Annotated in this window: 19 protein-coding genes; 13 read left to right on the top strand and 6 right to left on the bottom strand. The window is 63.3% G+C overall.

Translation table 11 applies throughout. The features are described from left to right. Window positions 1-130: 130 nt before the first annotated feature. The 6 genes from VQ065_RS29615 to VQ065_RS29590 all read right to left on the bottom strand — a co-directional run bounded on the left by VQ065_RS29615 (window position 131) and on the right by VQ065_RS29590 (window position 5,344). Entirely contained in the window at window positions 131-1,351 is a 1,221-nt protein-coding gene (locus VQ065_RS29615; protein WP_003096165.1) for a methyltransferase, read from the bottom strand. Window positions 1,352-1,419: 68 nt separating this feature from the next. After that, window positions 1,420-2,112, bottom strand: coding sequence for an ABC transporter permease (locus VQ065_RS29610; RefSeq protein WP_003096163.1), 693 nt, complete (start codon window positions 2,110-2,112; stop codon window positions 1,420-1,422). After that, the gene (locus VQ065_RS29605) at window positions 2,109-2,804 is read right to left on the bottom strand and encodes an ABC transporter permease (protein WP_003096160.1); all 696 of its coding nucleotides are present in this window, start codon (window positions 2,802-2,804) and stop codon (window positions 2,109-2,111) included. The genes VQ065_RS29610 and VQ065_RS29605 overlap by 4 nt, the downstream gene beginning before the upstream one ends. Before the next feature lie 61 nt (window positions 2,805-2,865). Further along, window positions 2,866-3,618, bottom strand: a complete 753-nt coding sequence (locus VQ065_RS29600; RefSeq protein ID WP_003096156.1) for an ABC transporter substrate-binding protein — start codon at window positions 3,616-3,618, stop codon at window positions 2,866-2,868. A 14-nt stretch (window positions 3,619-3,632) separates the two neighbouring features. Beyond that, on the bottom strand, window positions 3,633-4,406 hold the full coding sequence (locus VQ065_RS29595; RefSeq protein WP_003096153.1) for an ABC transporter ATP-binding protein: 774 nt from the start codon (window positions 4,404-4,406) through the stop codon (window positions 3,633-3,635). 248 nt (window positions 4,407-4,654) lie between these two features. Further along, window positions 4,655-5,344: a DUF502 domain-containing protein gene (locus tag VQ065_RS29590; RefSeq protein ID WP_003096151.1), complete on the bottom strand. Its 690-nt coding sequence runs from the start codon at window positions 5,342-5,344 to the stop codon at window positions 4,655-4,657. A gap of 158 nt (window positions 5,345-5,502) precedes the next feature. Here VQ065_RS29590 and VQ065_RS29585 point away from each other — a divergent pair, with 158 nt between their 5' ends. From VQ065_RS29585 to VQ065_RS29525, 13 genes are all read left to right on the top strand, one after another. Beyond that, entirely contained in the window at window positions 5,503-6,240 is a 738-nt protein-coding gene (locus VQ065_RS29585) for an SDR family NAD(P)-dependent oxidoreductase (protein WP_003096148.1), read from the top strand. Window positions 6,241-7,007: 767 nt separating this feature from the next. Beyond that, window positions 7,008-7,520 (top strand): hypothetical protein, encoded by a 513-nt coding sequence (locus tag VQ065_RS29580; RefSeq protein ID WP_123822971.1) that lies wholly within the window; start codon window positions 7,008-7,010, stop codon window positions 7,518-7,520. 111 nt (window positions 7,521-7,631) lie between these two features. After that, a complete protein-coding gene (locus VQ065_RS29575) occupies window positions 7,632-7,856 on the top strand; it encodes a helix-turn-helix transcriptional regulator (protein ID WP_023098867.1) in 225 nt (74 codons plus the stop codon). Between the two features lie 275 nt (window positions 7,857-8,131). Next, a complete protein-coding gene (locus VQ065_RS29570; RefSeq protein ID WP_015649790.1) occupies window positions 8,132-8,380 on the top strand; it encodes a hypothetical protein in 249 nt (82 codons plus the stop codon). Continuing rightward, window positions 8,373-8,606, top strand: coding sequence for a hypothetical protein (locus VQ065_RS29565; RefSeq protein ID WP_003096141.1), 234 nt, complete (start codon window positions 8,373-8,375; stop codon window positions 8,604-8,606). Before VQ065_RS29570 ends, VQ065_RS29565 begins: the two co-directional genes overlap by 8 nt. After that, entirely contained in the window at window positions 8,603-8,872 is a 270-nt protein-coding gene (locus VQ065_RS29560; protein ID WP_003096138.1) for a hypothetical protein, read from the top strand. The genes VQ065_RS29565 and VQ065_RS29560 overlap by 4 nt, the downstream gene beginning before the upstream one ends. Next, complete coding sequence (locus tag VQ065_RS29555; protein WP_003096135.1) at window positions 8,869-9,174, top strand: hypothetical protein; 306 nt, start codon at window positions 8,869-8,871, stop codon at window positions 9,172-9,174. The genes VQ065_RS29560 and VQ065_RS29555 overlap by 4 nt, the downstream gene beginning before the upstream one ends. Before the next feature lie 2 nt (window positions 9,175-9,176). After that, window positions 9,177-9,467 carry a hypothetical protein gene (locus VQ065_RS29550; RefSeq protein ID WP_003096133.1) on the top strand — a complete coding sequence of 97 codons (291 nt, stop codon included), beginning with the start codon at window positions 9,177-9,179 and terminating at the stop codon, window positions 9,465-9,467. Beyond that, complete coding sequence (locus VQ065_RS29545) at window positions 9,464-9,838, top strand: hypothetical protein (RefSeq protein WP_003096131.1); 375 nt, start codon at window positions 9,464-9,466, stop codon at window positions 9,836-9,838. The genes VQ065_RS29550 and VQ065_RS29545 overlap by 4 nt, the downstream gene beginning before the upstream one ends. Beyond that, window positions 9,835-11,385 (top strand): DUF3631 domain-containing protein, encoded by a 1,551-nt coding sequence (locus VQ065_RS29540; protein ID WP_014604112.1) that lies wholly within the window; start codon window positions 9,835-9,837, stop codon window positions 11,383-11,385. The genes VQ065_RS29545 and VQ065_RS29540 overlap by 4 nt, the downstream gene beginning before the upstream one ends. After that, entirely contained in the window at window positions 11,385-11,681 is a 297-nt protein-coding gene (locus VQ065_RS29535) for a hypothetical protein (protein WP_003096128.1), read from the top strand. Before VQ065_RS29540 ends, VQ065_RS29535 begins: the two co-directional genes overlap by 1 nt. 256 nt (window positions 11,682-11,937) lie before the next feature. Continuing rightward, a complete protein-coding gene (locus tag VQ065_RS29530; protein WP_003096126.1) occupies window positions 11,938-12,756 on the top strand; it encodes a hypothetical protein in 819 nt (272 codons plus the stop codon). A 104-nt stretch (window positions 12,757-12,860) separates the two neighbouring features. Beyond that, a complete protein-coding gene (locus tag VQ065_RS29525; RefSeq protein WP_003096124.1) occupies window positions 12,861-13,160 on the top strand; it encodes a hypothetical protein in 300 nt (99 codons plus the stop codon). Window positions 13,161-13,432: the final 272 nt, after the last annotated feature.

Genomic DNA, 13,432 nt, shown 5'->3' with positions numbered 1-13,432 from the left:
TTTATTTTTTCTGTTCATTTTTTGAACAGCATTGGCCGCCCCTGGATACGGGCCCCTCGGCAGATGTTTCCCAGAACTTGTCACCAGACTTATCCACAGGTTGTGTGGGCAACCATCCGGAACACCCGTATCAGCTGCGCTCCGCAAGGATCAGCAGGTTTCGCGGAGACAGGGAGGTCGGACAGAACTCGCCCAGGCGGACGCTATAGCCCTGTTCGACCAGATACAGGCAGCGGTCCAGCAGCAGCCAGAGTTCCAGCGGGCGGCGGAACAGGGCGCGCACCAGTTCCAGGTTGCGGACCATCGCCAGGCGCTTCCAGCCGGCCGCTTCCAGCGCCTGCCAGTCGCGCGCGGCCGGTTCGGGAAGTCCCTTGAGGGCGGCGAGTTCGCGACAGTAGTCGGCGTATGGACGTTCCAGCCAGGCCACCGGAAGGGAAGGCACGCTGAGGTACTGGTCGATTCCGCGTAGCTCGCGCTGCAGCAGGTCGAAACCCAGGCGCCGGGCCATCGACTGGTCGCGCTGGCGACGGACCCGTTGGCTGGCGGTGACTGTCTCGCTCAGGGGCAGGCGCAGGTCGTCGAGCGATAGCGCGAGCAGCGATTGGCCTGCCGCTTGCGAGAGCGGCTGGTAGAAAGGCCCCGGAATGCGGTTGTAGCAGCATGGCGCCACCGCCAGTTGGCGACAGCCGGCCTGGCTGGCCAGGCGCAGCAGGCGCAGGTGCAGTTCGCCGCAAGCGTGCAGGGCCACTGGCGTATGCCCGGGAAGCAGGCGCTCGGCGCAGTCCGCGGCCAGCACATCCTGGCGGAGGTGGTGGGCGGAGAGCTCCAGGCGGTCGCTCAGGCGCTGTCCGTCGGCGACCAGCGCGGGATCGTGTTCGAGGCAGGTCAGCGGTTGCCCCGCATGGGCCAGCAGGCGGCCCAGATGGCCCTTGCCGGAGCACCAGTCGAGCCAGTGGACGACCGGCCGGGCGAACTGCAGGCGCCCGGCGAACAGGCTGATCTGCTGCCACTTGCGTCCCGGTACGTCGACATTGAAGCGGTTCGGTGCCTGCGGGCGTTCCGCCAATGGCAGTTCGCCGACCGCGCCCAGCGCCGCGGCCTGGGCGGCGAGCTGTGGATAAGGCGCGGGCGCGGCCAGGCGGGTGGGCTGGTTGTGCTCCGCGTCGGCCTGTTCGAGGCTGCGCCCGCGCAGCCAGGACGCCAGCTCGGCGTGTTCGGCTTCCCACGCCAGGGTCGGTTCGCTGAACGGGCGGGGTCGCCAGAGCCGCTGGTGTTCGAGGAGGAACGCGTCCAGCGCGAGGAAGCGCTGCGACAGGGCGTCGCCAGTGAGGAACGGGAAGGTTTCGGACACGATGCAAGCGGCAGCGGGAAAACGGGGAGGCGATTATAGCCGCCCCGCAGGCATCGGAAAGCGCCCGCTCAGCGGCCCTGGGTGGCGTCGACCCGCAACCAGCGTTCGATCAGGCGGAAGATCCGCGTCAGCACGATGGTGATCACCAGGTACAGCGCGCCGGCCAGGCAGAAGAACAGCATCGATTCGTAGGTGCGGGCGATGATGGTCCGGGCCATGCCCATGATGTCGAACAGGGTCACGGTGTAGACCACCGCGCTGGCCTTGAGCATCAGGATCACTTCGTTGCTGTAGGCCGGCAGGCCGATGCGCACCGCGCGCGGCAGGATGATGTGCCAGAGCGCCTGGCGCCGCGACATGCCGAGGGCGCGGGCGGCCTCCACCTCGCCGACCGGCACCGAGTGGATCGCGCCGCGGAGGATCTCGGCGATATAGGCGGCGGTGTGCAGGGTCATGGTCAGCAGCGCGCACCAGTACGGATCGCGCAGGTAGGGCCAGAAGGCGCTCTTGCGCACTTCCTCGAACTGCGCCAGGCCGTAGTAGACGATGAACAGTTGCAGCAGCAGCGGCGTGCCGCGGAAGAAGAAGATGTAGGCGTACGGCACCGCGCGCACGTACCAGTGCCGCGAGGCGCGGGCGATGCCCAGCGGCAGGGCCAGGGCGAGCCCGGCGACCACCGCGATCGCCAGCAGCTCCAGGGTCAGCGCCGCGCCCTGGAGCATCTTCGGCATCCACTTGAGGATCAGCTCCCACTCGCTCATAGCTCGTTCCTCACGAAACCACGGCCGGCGCGACGTTCGAGGAAGTGCAGGGCGACCATGATGACGACCGTGAGGCTCAGGTAGATGGCGGCCGCGGTCATGTAGAAGGTGAAGGGTTCCTTGGTCGCGTTGGAGGCGACCTGCGCCTTGCGCATGATCTCGTCGAGGGTGATCAGCGACACCAGCGCGGTGTCCTTCAGCAGGATCAGGTACAGGTTGCCGAGGCCGGGCAGGGCGACCCGCCAGATCTGCGGCAGGACGATGCGCCAGAAGATCCGTCCGGGCGACAGGCCGAGCGCCTGGCCGGCCTCGCGATGGCCGCGCGGAAAGGACAACAGCGCGCCGCGGAACACCTCGGTGGCGTAGGCGCCGAAGCACAGGCCGAGGGCCAGGGTGCCGGCGGCGAACGGCGAGAGCGCTAGGTCCGGCTTGCCGAAAAGGTCGCCGAGGGCGTTCAGGCCGCTCACCGTGCCGAAATAGATCATCAGTACCCAGAGCGTTTCCGGCACGCCACGGACGATGGTGGTGTAGGTGCCGCCGAGGAAGCGCAGGGCCGCGTACTTCGAAGTCTTCGCGATGGCGCCGAGGAGGCCGAGCAACAGCCCCACGCAGACCGCCGCCAGCGACAGCTTGAGGGTCATCCAGGTACCGGCGAGCAGTTGCTCGCCGAACCCATGCAGGTCGAGAATCATGAGAAGTCAGGCCTGAAGGCGGCCACCGCCGGGACGCGCCCGGCGGTAGCCTGGCTTGGCATCAATAGATGCTGAAGGGGAAGTACTTGTCGTTGATCTTCTTGTAGGTACCGTCGGCGACGATTTCCTTCAGCGCGGCGTTGAGCTTCTCGCGCAGCGGGTCGCCCTTGCGCACGGCGATACCGATCTTGTCGTTGTCGAACACCGGTTCGCCCTTGAACTCGAACTCCTTGCCGGCGTCGCTCTTCAGCCAGTCGTACTGCACGAACTTGTCGGCCAGCACGCCGTCCAGGCGCCCCGAGGAGAGGTCGAGGTAGGCGTTCTCCTGGGTGTCGTAGAGCTTGATGGTGACCACGTCGGCCATGTTGTCTTCCAGCCAGGTGCCGGCGATGGTGGCGCGCTGGGCGCCGATCACCTTGCCCTTCAGGGAGTCCTTGTCGGTCTTGAAGTCGACGCTCTTCGGCGCGACGAACTGCAGCTTGTTGGTGTAGTAGGGATCGGTGAAGTCGACCGCCTGCTTGCGCTCGTCGGTGATCGACATGGACGCGACGATGAAGTCGAACTTCTTGGCGTTCAACGCCGGGATGATGCCGTCCCAGTCGGAGGTCACCACCTCGCACTCGGTCTTCATCTTGGCGCACAGCGCCTTGCCGATGTCGAGGTCGAAGCCGACCGCCTGGCCGCTGGCATCGATGCCGTTGAAGGGCGGGTAGGCGCCTTCGGTGCCGATGCGCAGCTTGTCGGCGGCGCTGGCGTCGAGGGCGAAGGCCAGGGTTGCAGCGGCGGCCAGCAGGATCTTCTTATAGTTCTTCATGCGGTGTTGCTCCGTTAGCGGTGGCTGGACATGAACTGTTTGCAGCGCGCCGACTGGGGGTTTTCGAAAACCTGTTGCGGCGTTCCCTGCTCTTCTACCAGGCCCTGGTGGAGGAATACCACCTCGCTGGAAACCTGGCGGGCGAAGCTCATTTCGTGGGTGACCAGCAGCATGGTCCGGCCCTCTTCGGCGAGCGCACGGATCACGTTAAGCACTTCCTGTACCATTTCCGGGTCGAGCGCCGAGGTGGGCTCGTCGAACAGGATCACCTTGGGTTGCATGGCCAGGGTCCGGGCGATGGCCGCGCGCTGCTGCTGGCCGCCGGAAAGTTGCGCGGGATAGCTGTGGCGCTTGTCGGCGATGCCGACCTTGGCCAGTAGGCCCTCGGCGATCTCGATCGCTTCGGCCTTGCTCTTGCCCAGTACGCGACGTGGCGCCTCGATCACGTTGTCGAGGATGCTCATGTGCGGCCACAGGTTGAAATTCTGGAAGACGAAACCGAGTTCGCTGCGCAGCCGGTTGATCTGCTGGCTGTCGGCGGCGACCAGGTCGCCGTTCTTGCTCTTCTTCAGGCGCAGCTCTTCGCCGGAGACCAGGATCTGGCCCTGGTGCGGGTTCTCCAGCAGGTTGATGCAGCGCAGGAAGGTGGATTTGCCCGAGCCGGACGATCCGAGGATGGAGATCACGTCGCCGTCGCGGGCGGTGAGGGAGATGCCCTTGAGCACTTCGAGGTCGCCGTAGCGCTTGTGCAGGTTACGGATTTCCAGTGCGGGGGTGGCCTCGGCCATGGATTTTCCTCTTGTTATTCGGATTGGAAGGGCCTTCCTGGCGAAGGCAAGCTAGCACAGCGCTTCAACCGGAGCCAAGCAGGCTGCGTGCCTCTGGAGCGGGGTTGGCGGCATCTTGTCGCATCGCTGCAGTGCGCTGTCGCGTAGGAACAAAACTGTCGGCTTTCGAAGAAAACTCCTGGCGAACCCTGACCTGAGGCAGAGCCTGGAGGTCGGTGCGCGCCCCGTTCCTGAGCACGCAGGACCGCCTATGGAGCCGCCGGCGGCTGCTCCGCGCACGGCTCCGCCAGCACCTTGGCGGCGGCCAGCGGCGGCGGTGGGGTGATGCCCATCGACACATAGATGCTGGTGAAGGTGTCCATGCCGATCTGTGCCGGTTTCACCCATTCCACCGGAACGTAGAGCAGGCCGCCGCCCACCGGGATCGGCGCGGTCGGCACCAGGATCGCGTAGTGCGCGCGGCCGTCCAGTTCCACCGCTTCGGGGTTGGGCATCAGCGCCAGCACGGCGGCGCCGTCGCCGCCGAAGAAACACCACACCGGACTCATCGCGGCGATGTCGGCGTCCTGCTTCTTGTCCAGCAGGCCGACGAAACGGTCGGCCAGGTTGTACAGGTTGCCGATCAGCGGGGTGCGCCGCAGGGTCAGGTCGAACAGGTTGGCCAGCGGCCGCTTCAGGCCTAGCTGTACGCCGAGGCCAAGCAGGTAGATGGCTACCAGCAGTAGCGCGGTACCGAGCAGGTAGGCCAGTGGCGAATCGCCGGCGAGCGGCTGGCCGATGGCGGCGAAGCCGCGACCGATCAGGCTGGATGGACCGACGAAGCGGTTCAGCAAGCTGACCACCCAGGCCAGCAAGGCCAGGGTGAGTACCAGCGGCAGCATCACCAGCAGGCCGGCGAGCCAGGTGGTGAGCAGGGAGTTGAAGCTTTTCTTCAGCATCGATCGGGGGTCCGGACAAGGTCCGCCTAGTCTATCGGCACTGCCTGGCTCACGCTCGGCCGTTCGCCGGGATGGGCGAAAGATCCGCCGCGGCGATTCGTCATTCCTTGTAGGCTGTGCGAGTCGCGTTCATTCCAGCAGGCCTTCACGGAGGGCGTATGGCGGAGAGAAAGACCCTGTTGCTGACCGGGGCGAGCCGCGGTATCGGGCATGCCACGGTGAAGTACTTCAATGCCGCGGGTTGGCGGGTGTTCACCGCGTCGCGGCAGAGCTGGGCCAGCGAATGTCCCTGGGCGGACGGCGAGGAAAACCACATCCACCTGGATCTGGAGGACATTCCCGGCGTCGAGGCCAGCCTGGAACTGATCCGCGAGAAGCTCGGCGACGGCCGGCTCCACGCGCTGGTGGACAATGCCGGCATCTCGCCCAAGGGCGAAGGCGGCGAGCGCCTCGGTGTGCTGGAAACCGACTACGCCACCTGGCTGCGGGTGTTCAACGTCAACCTGTTCTCCACCGCGCTGCTGGCGCGCGGCCTGTTCGCCGAGCTGAAGGCGGCGCAGGGAACGGTGATCAACGTGACCTCCATCGCCGGCTCGAAGGTGCATCCATTCGCCGGGGTGGCCTACGCCACTTCCAAGGCGGCGTTGTCCGCGCTGACCCGCGAGATGGCCCACGACTTCGGCCCGCATGGGGTGCGGGTGAACGCCATCGCGCCGGGGGAGATCGACACCTCGATCCTGTCGCCGGGCACCGAGGAGATCGTCGAGCGCAGCATCCCGCTGCACCGCCTCGGCCGGCCGGAGGAGATCGCTTCGCTGATCTACTTCCTCTGCACCAGCGGCGCATCCTACGTGAATGGCGCGGAAATCCACGTCAACGGCGGGCAGCACGTCTAGGCGAACGGCGGAAAGCAAAAAGGCCCACCCGGAGGTGAGCCTTTTCGTCGTATTCATGGTGCCAGGGACGGAATCGAACTGTGGGCTACAGTCCGTGTATTTACGGGGTTTCCCTGGTTTGTGTTTTAGGCTACTCCCCCAAATATACCCCCAAAACGAAAAGTACCCCGAGGTTCTGCATCGATTTACTCCCCTTTGTTCCCGACAATTCCCCTTTGTTCCCGGAGCATCCGTGGTTAATATCTGGCTATTACTGTTCGGATAACCAGTGCCGGCAGAGCGTTTGGCCAGCCTAGCCCGACGGGGCGAAGAGCAGGTCCCCCACCTGCCAGGCTGGCCGATCCGTTCGATGGGGAGCACTTGGGGGAGGCATGTAATTGGAAAAGGCATATCGATTTTTCCCGTGGTTGTCGATTGAGCAAGCTTCTAGGTGGCTAAGGCAGTTAACAGGAACTGAGTTGGATATATTTGAGACTCTTCAGCTTTGTGAGTTTGGGGAGTGTCCTGTCTACCTCAATTGTGAAGGTTGGCGCGGAACTTTAATAAACTATGAGGAGAGTGATTCCATAAGTGTTGCTGGGGTGGGGTATTCTCGCGTGTGCAATCCGTCTCAGCTTTATAATGACAGTTCGGTCGAGTTGATTGGCGATATTTCTGATTTGTCTTGTGTTAGAACTCTTCATGGGTGTCGCTGGTGCTTGGAAGAGTACGATGAATCGAGAGGGCCCGAGGTTAGGCCCGCAGACATCGAGACGTTGGCGCGTAAGATGAACGCTTCGCTTCCCCTCATGTCGAACCACCCAGTGGCCCGGTCATCCGAGGATCTAATTAGAAGTCGTGTTGAGTCAGTTGGCCTAAATACTATTGCTCGTGTAGTTGGTGTGGATGCGCCTGTACTGTATGGAAGATACGGAAATGATATAGCTCTAATTGGGAGATTGCTTGAACTTTTAAAGTTGAGGGTGGTGGGTGAGGAGCTTGTGGTCACTGGTCCAGTGGACTCTCCTGTAACGGGCGGAGAGGACGTCCCCTTAGCTGGCAGTTCTTCTGAACCAGGAATTGCCTTTCCCTATGCCACCAGAGAGCTCAAGGCCATGCACGCTGCTGCTATGAAGTACTGGGCAGACTATACGCCAGATAAGAGGCAGCCGACCCAGAAGGAGATCGGGATTGAAATTGGAGAGTTATTAGATCTTTCGCTTCAGTCAAATAATGAGCCGGCGCGTAAAGCAATAGTATTGGCATCAGCTATCAAGCCCGACTCGATATCGGGCGATTGACCCTAATGGGTGACAGTGTGAGATGACACTATGTCGCCCATAGCTGTCACCCCCACCCTCACCTTTACCGTGCAGCCATCGTTTCCAATCACGCCCAAGGAGGCGCAGACGATGGCAAGCACCACCAGCAGTACCCAACCCATCCGCCGCTTTATCAAGCGCCAGGCCGTGGAAGAGATCACCGGCCTTTCGTGCTCCGAGATATATCGCCGTATCGCAGCCGGGACTTTCCCCGCACAAGTCATCCTTGGTCCGAAGTCCGTTGTTTGGATCGAGTCCGAAGTTATGGACTGGTGTGACGCTCGCGTAGCTGAAAGCCGAGGGGAGGTCGCATGACGCTTGCAATCCCTCCATGCTGGCGCTATGGTTTGCCCGTCACGGTAAATCCCGTGGCCGGGTTTGGCGACCCGATGTCCTTGGCGCATAAGCGCCCCAACCGACAGCAGGCGCTTTTTTTGTGCCTGCCGCTCCGTGTCATGGCGGCTGTGCGTGGGAGACCTTCGGGTCTGCCGGGTACCAAGGCCCCGGTTCGCCAACCTGCGCACAGCTGCCTCCATTACTCGTTTGGCGACGGGTCGAGGCAGCTCCATTTCAGCCTTGGAGCTAACCCCATGACCACCCGTAATCCGTCCAAAGCACGCGTCGCCGCCCACCGGGCAATGGCCCTTGCTGCCCTGCGCAGCAATTCCTCCCTTGCCGTTCGACTCAACCGCTACAACCACCACCGCGCTATCCAGCGCTCCCTCGAAGCCCAGTCCAACGCCTGCGCCTGGCTGGAGAACCTAGAGGGCGATGCCTGGGCCGATGCCTGCGAAGAGATCGCTGCTGCTCTGAAGACCAAGGAGGTGTCCCATGCGTAACCTGGTGACGCTCTCCGACTCCATCGGCGGCAACCTGACCGGCGCGGGCTTCGCCCTGGAAACCATCGCCAACCTGCTTGGTGCCGACGGTTCCGAGCACTTCCTCAACAAGGACCACATCAACGGTCTGGTCCATGCGGTCCTGACGATCTCGGTCTACGTCAAAGACGCTGGTTACAGCCTGTGTGAGGCAGCCGAGATTGCCCAGGAAGGGGGTGCCCAATGAGCGCTCATGACAAGTTGGCCATGGTTGCCGAGGAAGCCATCGAGCAGGTCCGCTATAGCCGGGAGCAGGCCCGCTGGCTGGATGCGGTGGTCAAGTCGATTCACGACGTGCTGGAGGGTGGCCGGGCTGATGTGGGAGTGAGGATCTCCCGGGCTCAGGACCTGGCCAGCTTGGCCAGCTACCTGGCCTTCGACTTGCACAACTACTCCGACGTTCGGGTCTCTGATCTGCAGGCTCAGCTCGACGCTGCGGGAGGTGCCCAGTGATTCGGTACTACTGCATCCAGGCCCGCGACAAGACAGCATTCCCCTACGGCAAGGCCGGCCCGATCCGCACCCTGGTTGAGGCAAGCCGGGCCCTGCGCATGCTGCGGCGCGAGCACCCCGGCCAGGCGCTGGAAATCTACGAGTGCGTCTGGTTCCTCGGCGTGGGCGAGTTGGAGTGGGACGAGCGATTCGCCCCCAAGCGAGGTAAGCGCAAAGCCCCAGCGCCCAGGCGCGCATCTAGGGCGGCGGTTCAGACTCTCGCCCTCTTCCCCGGCCTGACCAGCACCGCCCAGGAGGCCTAACCATGACCACTGTCCAGCAGCGCCGCGAGGCGCTGACGGGATCGGCTTGCCCGGAGAACGCCGCCCAGCCGGTCGAACTGTTCTACGTCCATTACCCCGAGGTCAGCCGTGCGCTCCTCGGCCCGTTCCTCTCCCACGCTGATGCCGAGTGTGGTCGGCACCTGATGCGCAGCGCTGGCGCGGTTGTCAGGTCCGCGCTGGTCGATGAGGTGAGCGAGTCCACTCGCTGGCATGCATGGAACAACGGTGAGGTCTGCCGCACCTTCTGCCAGAGGCAAGGGGGTGGTCAATGACCCCCATCGATAAGCTGCTGCCACGCCTGGACAAGGTGAAGGCGGACGGCAAAAGCCGCTGGAAAGCCTGCTGTCCGGCCCACGACGACAAGTCACCCAGCCTGCGCGTCACCGAGACCGAGGACGGTACGGTCCTGCTCAAGTGCTGGGTTGGCTGCACGGCTGCCGAGATCGTGGCGGCGGTCGGCTTGCAGATGGCTGACCTGTTCCCGGGCGAGAAGCGCCAACGCACCGGCCCCAGCCGTGAAGCCATCCAGCATGAGCGAGCGGTGTACCTGATCGGCAAGAACCTACTCGAGCAAGGCAAGGAAATAGCCGCCGAAGACCTGGCGCGCTTCCACCTGGCAAAGCAGCGGTTGGGGGTCAAATGACAGCTCAAGACCGCTTTGCAGACCAATGGGCCACCGTTGACCAAGTGGCTGATGCGCTCAAGAGACTGGAGGAGGATGCTGGCGCCCTGTACGAGACCACCATCCTCGGCCAGCTCAAGAAGATGCGCGCCAAGGACCCCGCTGCCTTTGCCCGGCTGCGCGCCCAGGTCAAGGACGCCAAGGTGCTAAGCATGGCCGAGTTCGATCGCTTAACCGCCTGCGTGGACGACGACGCCGGGCCCGCTAACGCCAGCATCTTCGAAGAGGTGGAGCCGTGGCCGGAGCCGGTGGATGGTGCAGACCTGCTCGATGACGTGACCCATGCCCTGGCCCGGCACGTGATCGCGGACAAGGAAACGCTGCGGGCTGCCGCGTTGTGGGCTGCCTTCACCTGGCTGGTGGACGTGGTGCAGGTGGCGCCCATCGCCAACATCACTGCGCCGGAAAAGCGCTGTGGCAAGTCTATCTTGCTCACCGCCCTGGGCAAGTTGGCCAACCGTCCCTTGCAGGTGTCGAACATTGCCCCCGCTGCGCTGTATCGCTCCATCGAGCTGTGGGCACCGACACTACTGATAGACGAGGTAGACGCCTTCCTGGCCGCCCACGAAGACGCCCGCGGCATCCTCAATGCCGGCTTCACGCGAGACAGCGCCATCGTCATTCGCTGCGTCGGAGACGATCACATGCCCACCGCATTCAACGTGTGGGGCGCCAAGGCGCTGTGCGGTATCGGCAAGATCGCCGACACCCTGGCCGACCGCAGCGTGCCATTGCGTCTGCGGCGACGTACCGCTGGTGAAAACGTGGAGAGCCTGCGCCACTCCGACCCCGCCTTGTGGGAGTCGCTGCGTTCGCGCCTGGCCCGCTTCGCGCTCGATAGCGCCGAGGCCATCGGCAAGGCAAGGCCGGCCCCCATCCCTGGCCTGAACGACCGCGCCAACGACGCTTGGGAGCCTCTGCTGGCCATTGCCGACCTAGCCGGCGACCACTGGCCGAAGTCGGCCCGCAACGCTGCCATCGCCCTGCACGGGCTGGAAGGTGAATCTCCTAGCATCGGTGCCGAGCTGCTGGCAGACGTAAAGGCGGTGTTCGAGGCGAAGAGCGCCAGCAAGGTATTCAGTGCCGATCTGCTCGAGGCACTGGTTGCCGATGAGGAGGCGCCCTGGGCGACCTGGAACCGAGGCAAGCCGATGTCACCCCGGCAACTGTCGGCCAAGCTGGCGGAGTTCGGCATCAAGTCGAAGGACATCCGCATCGGCTCCACCAACAAGAAAGGGTACGACCGTGCCGACTTCTCCGACGCCTTCGGACGCTACCTTTCCCCCGAACCCTCCCTTCCATCCGCGACAGCGCGACACGCCTACTCCCACGCGACCTCCAGAGATTTTAAATCCGCGACACCACCCCTCTCTGTCGCGGATAAAAAAACCTCGCAGCCCAGTAACGACGCAGGCTGTCACGGTGTCGCGGATAAAACACCCCCTCCCAGGAAAGAGGTCGAGAGGCCGGAACCGATCTGGGACGAGAGCGATGCGGAGGCACTGTGATGGGCGCTGCTATCGACTTCCTCCGCGAACGTGGCTTGACCGCCAAGGCACAGGGGAAGCGCATCATCGTCTCCCCTGCATCAAAGCTCACCGATGACGTGCGTAAGTACGTCAAAGCACACCGCCTCGAACTGCTCGCCGAACTGGCCGCCAACGATGGCATCGAGCGTCGGGCGCACTGGCGGGTATGCCTCCCTGATTGCCGTCCCTTCGTCATGGTTGGCGAGCCCTGCACTCATGCCGAAGCGCTGGCGCACGCGCAGGGGATATGGCCTGACGCCGAGGTAGGACCATGAGCATCGACGATGAGATTCGCGCTCACCTTGAGTACTTGGGCATGGCGCCCCTGCTGGACGGACTGATACCGGAGTCGCCGCCGAGTTGCAGGGATACGCACCGTCCTAATCGCCGACAACCAGACCGCATGGGGTAGCTACAGGGCTGATACGGAGCTTCCGCCCCTCTGAACCGCTATTACCGATGGAGGAACACCGCGAACCGGGCCTAGCGCGCCAGCATTCACCACAACCTTTGAACACTGGAGAACCCAGCATGAGCGGCAACAACGAACTGAACCAACTGCAACAACAGCGCCAGGATCTCATTGAGGAGCGGGAGCGTCTGGAGGCAGACCTACCCCGCCTGGAAAACGCCCTTGAGCAAGCTCCCACTGGCTGGCACCTGGGCAACATGGTAGGCAGTGAAGAGAAGCAAGCGGCTCGCGACGCCCTGTCCAACACCAGGGCTAGCATTGACTCGATTGACCATAACCTCCGTCAACTCGACATCCGCATTGCCTACGCCAAAAAGTTAGCTGGCGCTGATGAGCGGATCGCCCTGGCGACAGAGCAAGAGAAGGCTGCTGCGGTACGTATCGCCAGCATCACCGAAAGCCTGGAGCGGGTGCGCGGCCATCTGGAGCAGATACAGGGCAACACCGAGCAGTCGCTCCAGCAGGCCAAGGACGTCGAGGTAGCGGCAGCCCAGGAAATGGCCAGGGCCACGGCGAGCGGTGACAAGAAGGCCGCCAAAGCCGCCCAGGCGAAGATAGACGCGGCCGGCACTGCGGCAAAGGCGGCGCGCGCATCAGCAGAGGCCAATGCCCCACTGGTTGCAGCTCTAGAGGAGGAGGCTGCGGGTCTGGCCGAACAACTGGCCGAGGCGCACCAAGCAGAACAAGCGGCACAGGTGGAGCACAGGGACGCGACATGTATTCGCCTGGGTGCTGAATGGGACCGCGCTGCTGCCGCCTTGGCCAAGATCGGTGCCCAACTCGTGGCGCAAGGCATGCGAGATCACCTGGGAGGCCTGAAGCTGCCGACGTTTGCGCCTGACACCCAGGCGATAACCCTGGCGGATCTGTCTACCTGACTGACGCCGTACCCCGCCGGCACCTTCCCGGCGGGGGCTTCTTCGATCACCTTATCTGCGGCACCATGCGAACTGAAACCAACACCGAACCATAAGGAAAAGAGATGATCCGTGACAAACAGAAAGCGTTCGTCATCCTCGAGGGGCTCCGCGCCTACGAGTTCTACAAACCTGTCGATCTCCGCGGGCTCAAGGGTAGCTACTCGAAGGAGGAGTTGCTGGGGAAAATGCCGGACGACGAGTTCGAGCACTATCTCAAACTACTCGAGGGAGAGGGCTTCATTCGCTCCACGGAAGCCGCACCAGACGGTAAGCAGGTGTTCCATTTGACCTGGAAAGGCCACGACTTGGCCAAGGAGCTTGAGGACTATTACGAAAATGAGGATGAAGACACAGATGGCTAACCCGTAAGGGCAAGCCCATGGACTGGAACCAAGCGGGCGAGTGACGTGCTACCCGAAAAGCACCGGGGGCCCCTGAAGCGTGGTCCTTGGAGAGGGTAATTCGAACCTCGGTCTCGCTCTACATATGAAATTTTTCGGGGGTTGGTTGTTGTTTAGTCGTAGCGCTGTAACCCACGTCGTTGCTGGCTTTCGTCGATTCAATACAACAACCAAGGGGTAGGCGCTTCCGGTTCTCGCTAGCAGCCATGCTTTCAGGAGAAACCGGAACTGGC

Origin of the sequence: Pseudomonas sp. KBN10P06128, assembly GCF_037574945.1 — a bacterium.
Classification (GTDB): Bacteria; Pseudomonadota; Gammaproteobacteria; order Pseudomonadales; family Pseudomonadaceae; genus Pseudomonas; species Pseudomonas aeruginosa.
The sequence above is the reverse complement of the archived record's forward strand: the minus strand, read 5'-3'. Positions and strand labels throughout refer to the sequence as shown.

Bases quoted from the DNA above. Each gene is read 5' to 3' on its own strand.
- VQ065_RS29610 (WP_003096163.1), bottom strand. From the start codon at position 2,112: ATGAGCGAGTGGGAGCTGATCCTCAAGTGGATGCCGAAGATGCTCCAG.
- VQ065_RS29605 (WP_003096160.1), bottom strand. From the start codon at position 2,804: ATGATTCTCGACCTGCATGGGTTCGGCGAGCAACTGCTCGCCGGTACC.
- VQ065_RS29600 (WP_003096156.1), bottom strand. From the start codon at position 3,618: ATGAAGAACTATAAGAAGATCCTGCTGGCCGCCGCTGCAACCCTGGCC.
- VQ065_RS29595 (WP_003096153.1), bottom strand. From the start codon at position 4,406: ATGGCCGAGGCCACCCCCGCACTGGAAATCCGTAACCTGCACAAGCGC.
- VQ065_RS29590 (WP_003096151.1), bottom strand. From the start codon at position 5,344: ATGCTGAAGAAAAGCTTCAACTCCCTGCTCACCACCTGGCTCGCCGGC.
- VQ065_RS29585 (WP_003096148.1), top strand. From the start codon at position 5,503: ATGGCGGAGAGAAAGACCCTGTTGCTGACCGGGGCGAGCCGCGGTATC.
- VQ065_RS29580 (WP_123822971.1), top strand. From the start codon at position 7,008: ATGAACGCTTCGCTTCCCCTCATGTCGAACCACCCAGTGGCCCGGTCA.
- VQ065_RS29575 (WP_023098867.1), top strand. From the start codon at position 7,632: ATGGCAAGCACCACCAGCAGTACCCAACCCATCCGCCGCTTTATCAAG.
- VQ065_RS29570 (WP_015649790.1), top strand. From the start codon at position 8,132: ATGACCACCCGTAATCCGTCCAAAGCACGCGTCGCCGCCCACCGGGCA.
- VQ065_RS29565 (WP_003096141.1), top strand. From the start codon at position 8,373: ATGCGTAACCTGGTGACGCTCTCCGACTCCATCGGCGGCAACCTGACC.
- VQ065_RS29560 (WP_003096138.1), top strand. From the start codon at position 8,603: ATGAGCGCTCATGACAAGTTGGCCATGGTTGCCGAGGAAGCCATCGAG.
- VQ065_RS29550 (WP_003096133.1), top strand. From the start codon at position 9,177: ATGACCACTGTCCAGCAGCGCCGCGAGGCGCTGACGGGATCGGCTTGC.
- VQ065_RS29545 (WP_003096131.1), top strand. From the start codon at position 9,464: ATGACCCCCATCGATAAGCTGCTGCCACGCCTGGACAAGGTGAAGGCG.
- VQ065_RS29540 (WP_014604112.1), top strand. From the start codon at position 9,835: ATGACAGCTCAAGACCGCTTTGCAGACCAATGGGCCACCGTTGACCAA.
- VQ065_RS29535 (WP_003096128.1), top strand. From the start codon at position 11,385: ATGGGCGCTGCTATCGACTTCCTCCGCGAACGTGGCTTGACCGCCAAG.
- VQ065_RS29530 (WP_003096126.1), top strand. From the start codon at position 11,938: ATGAGCGGCAACAACGAACTGAACCAACTGCAACAACAGCGCCAGGAT.
- VQ065_RS29525 (WP_003096124.1), top strand. From the start codon at position 12,861: ATGATCCGTGACAAACAGAAAGCGTTCGTCATCCTCGAGGGGCTCCGC.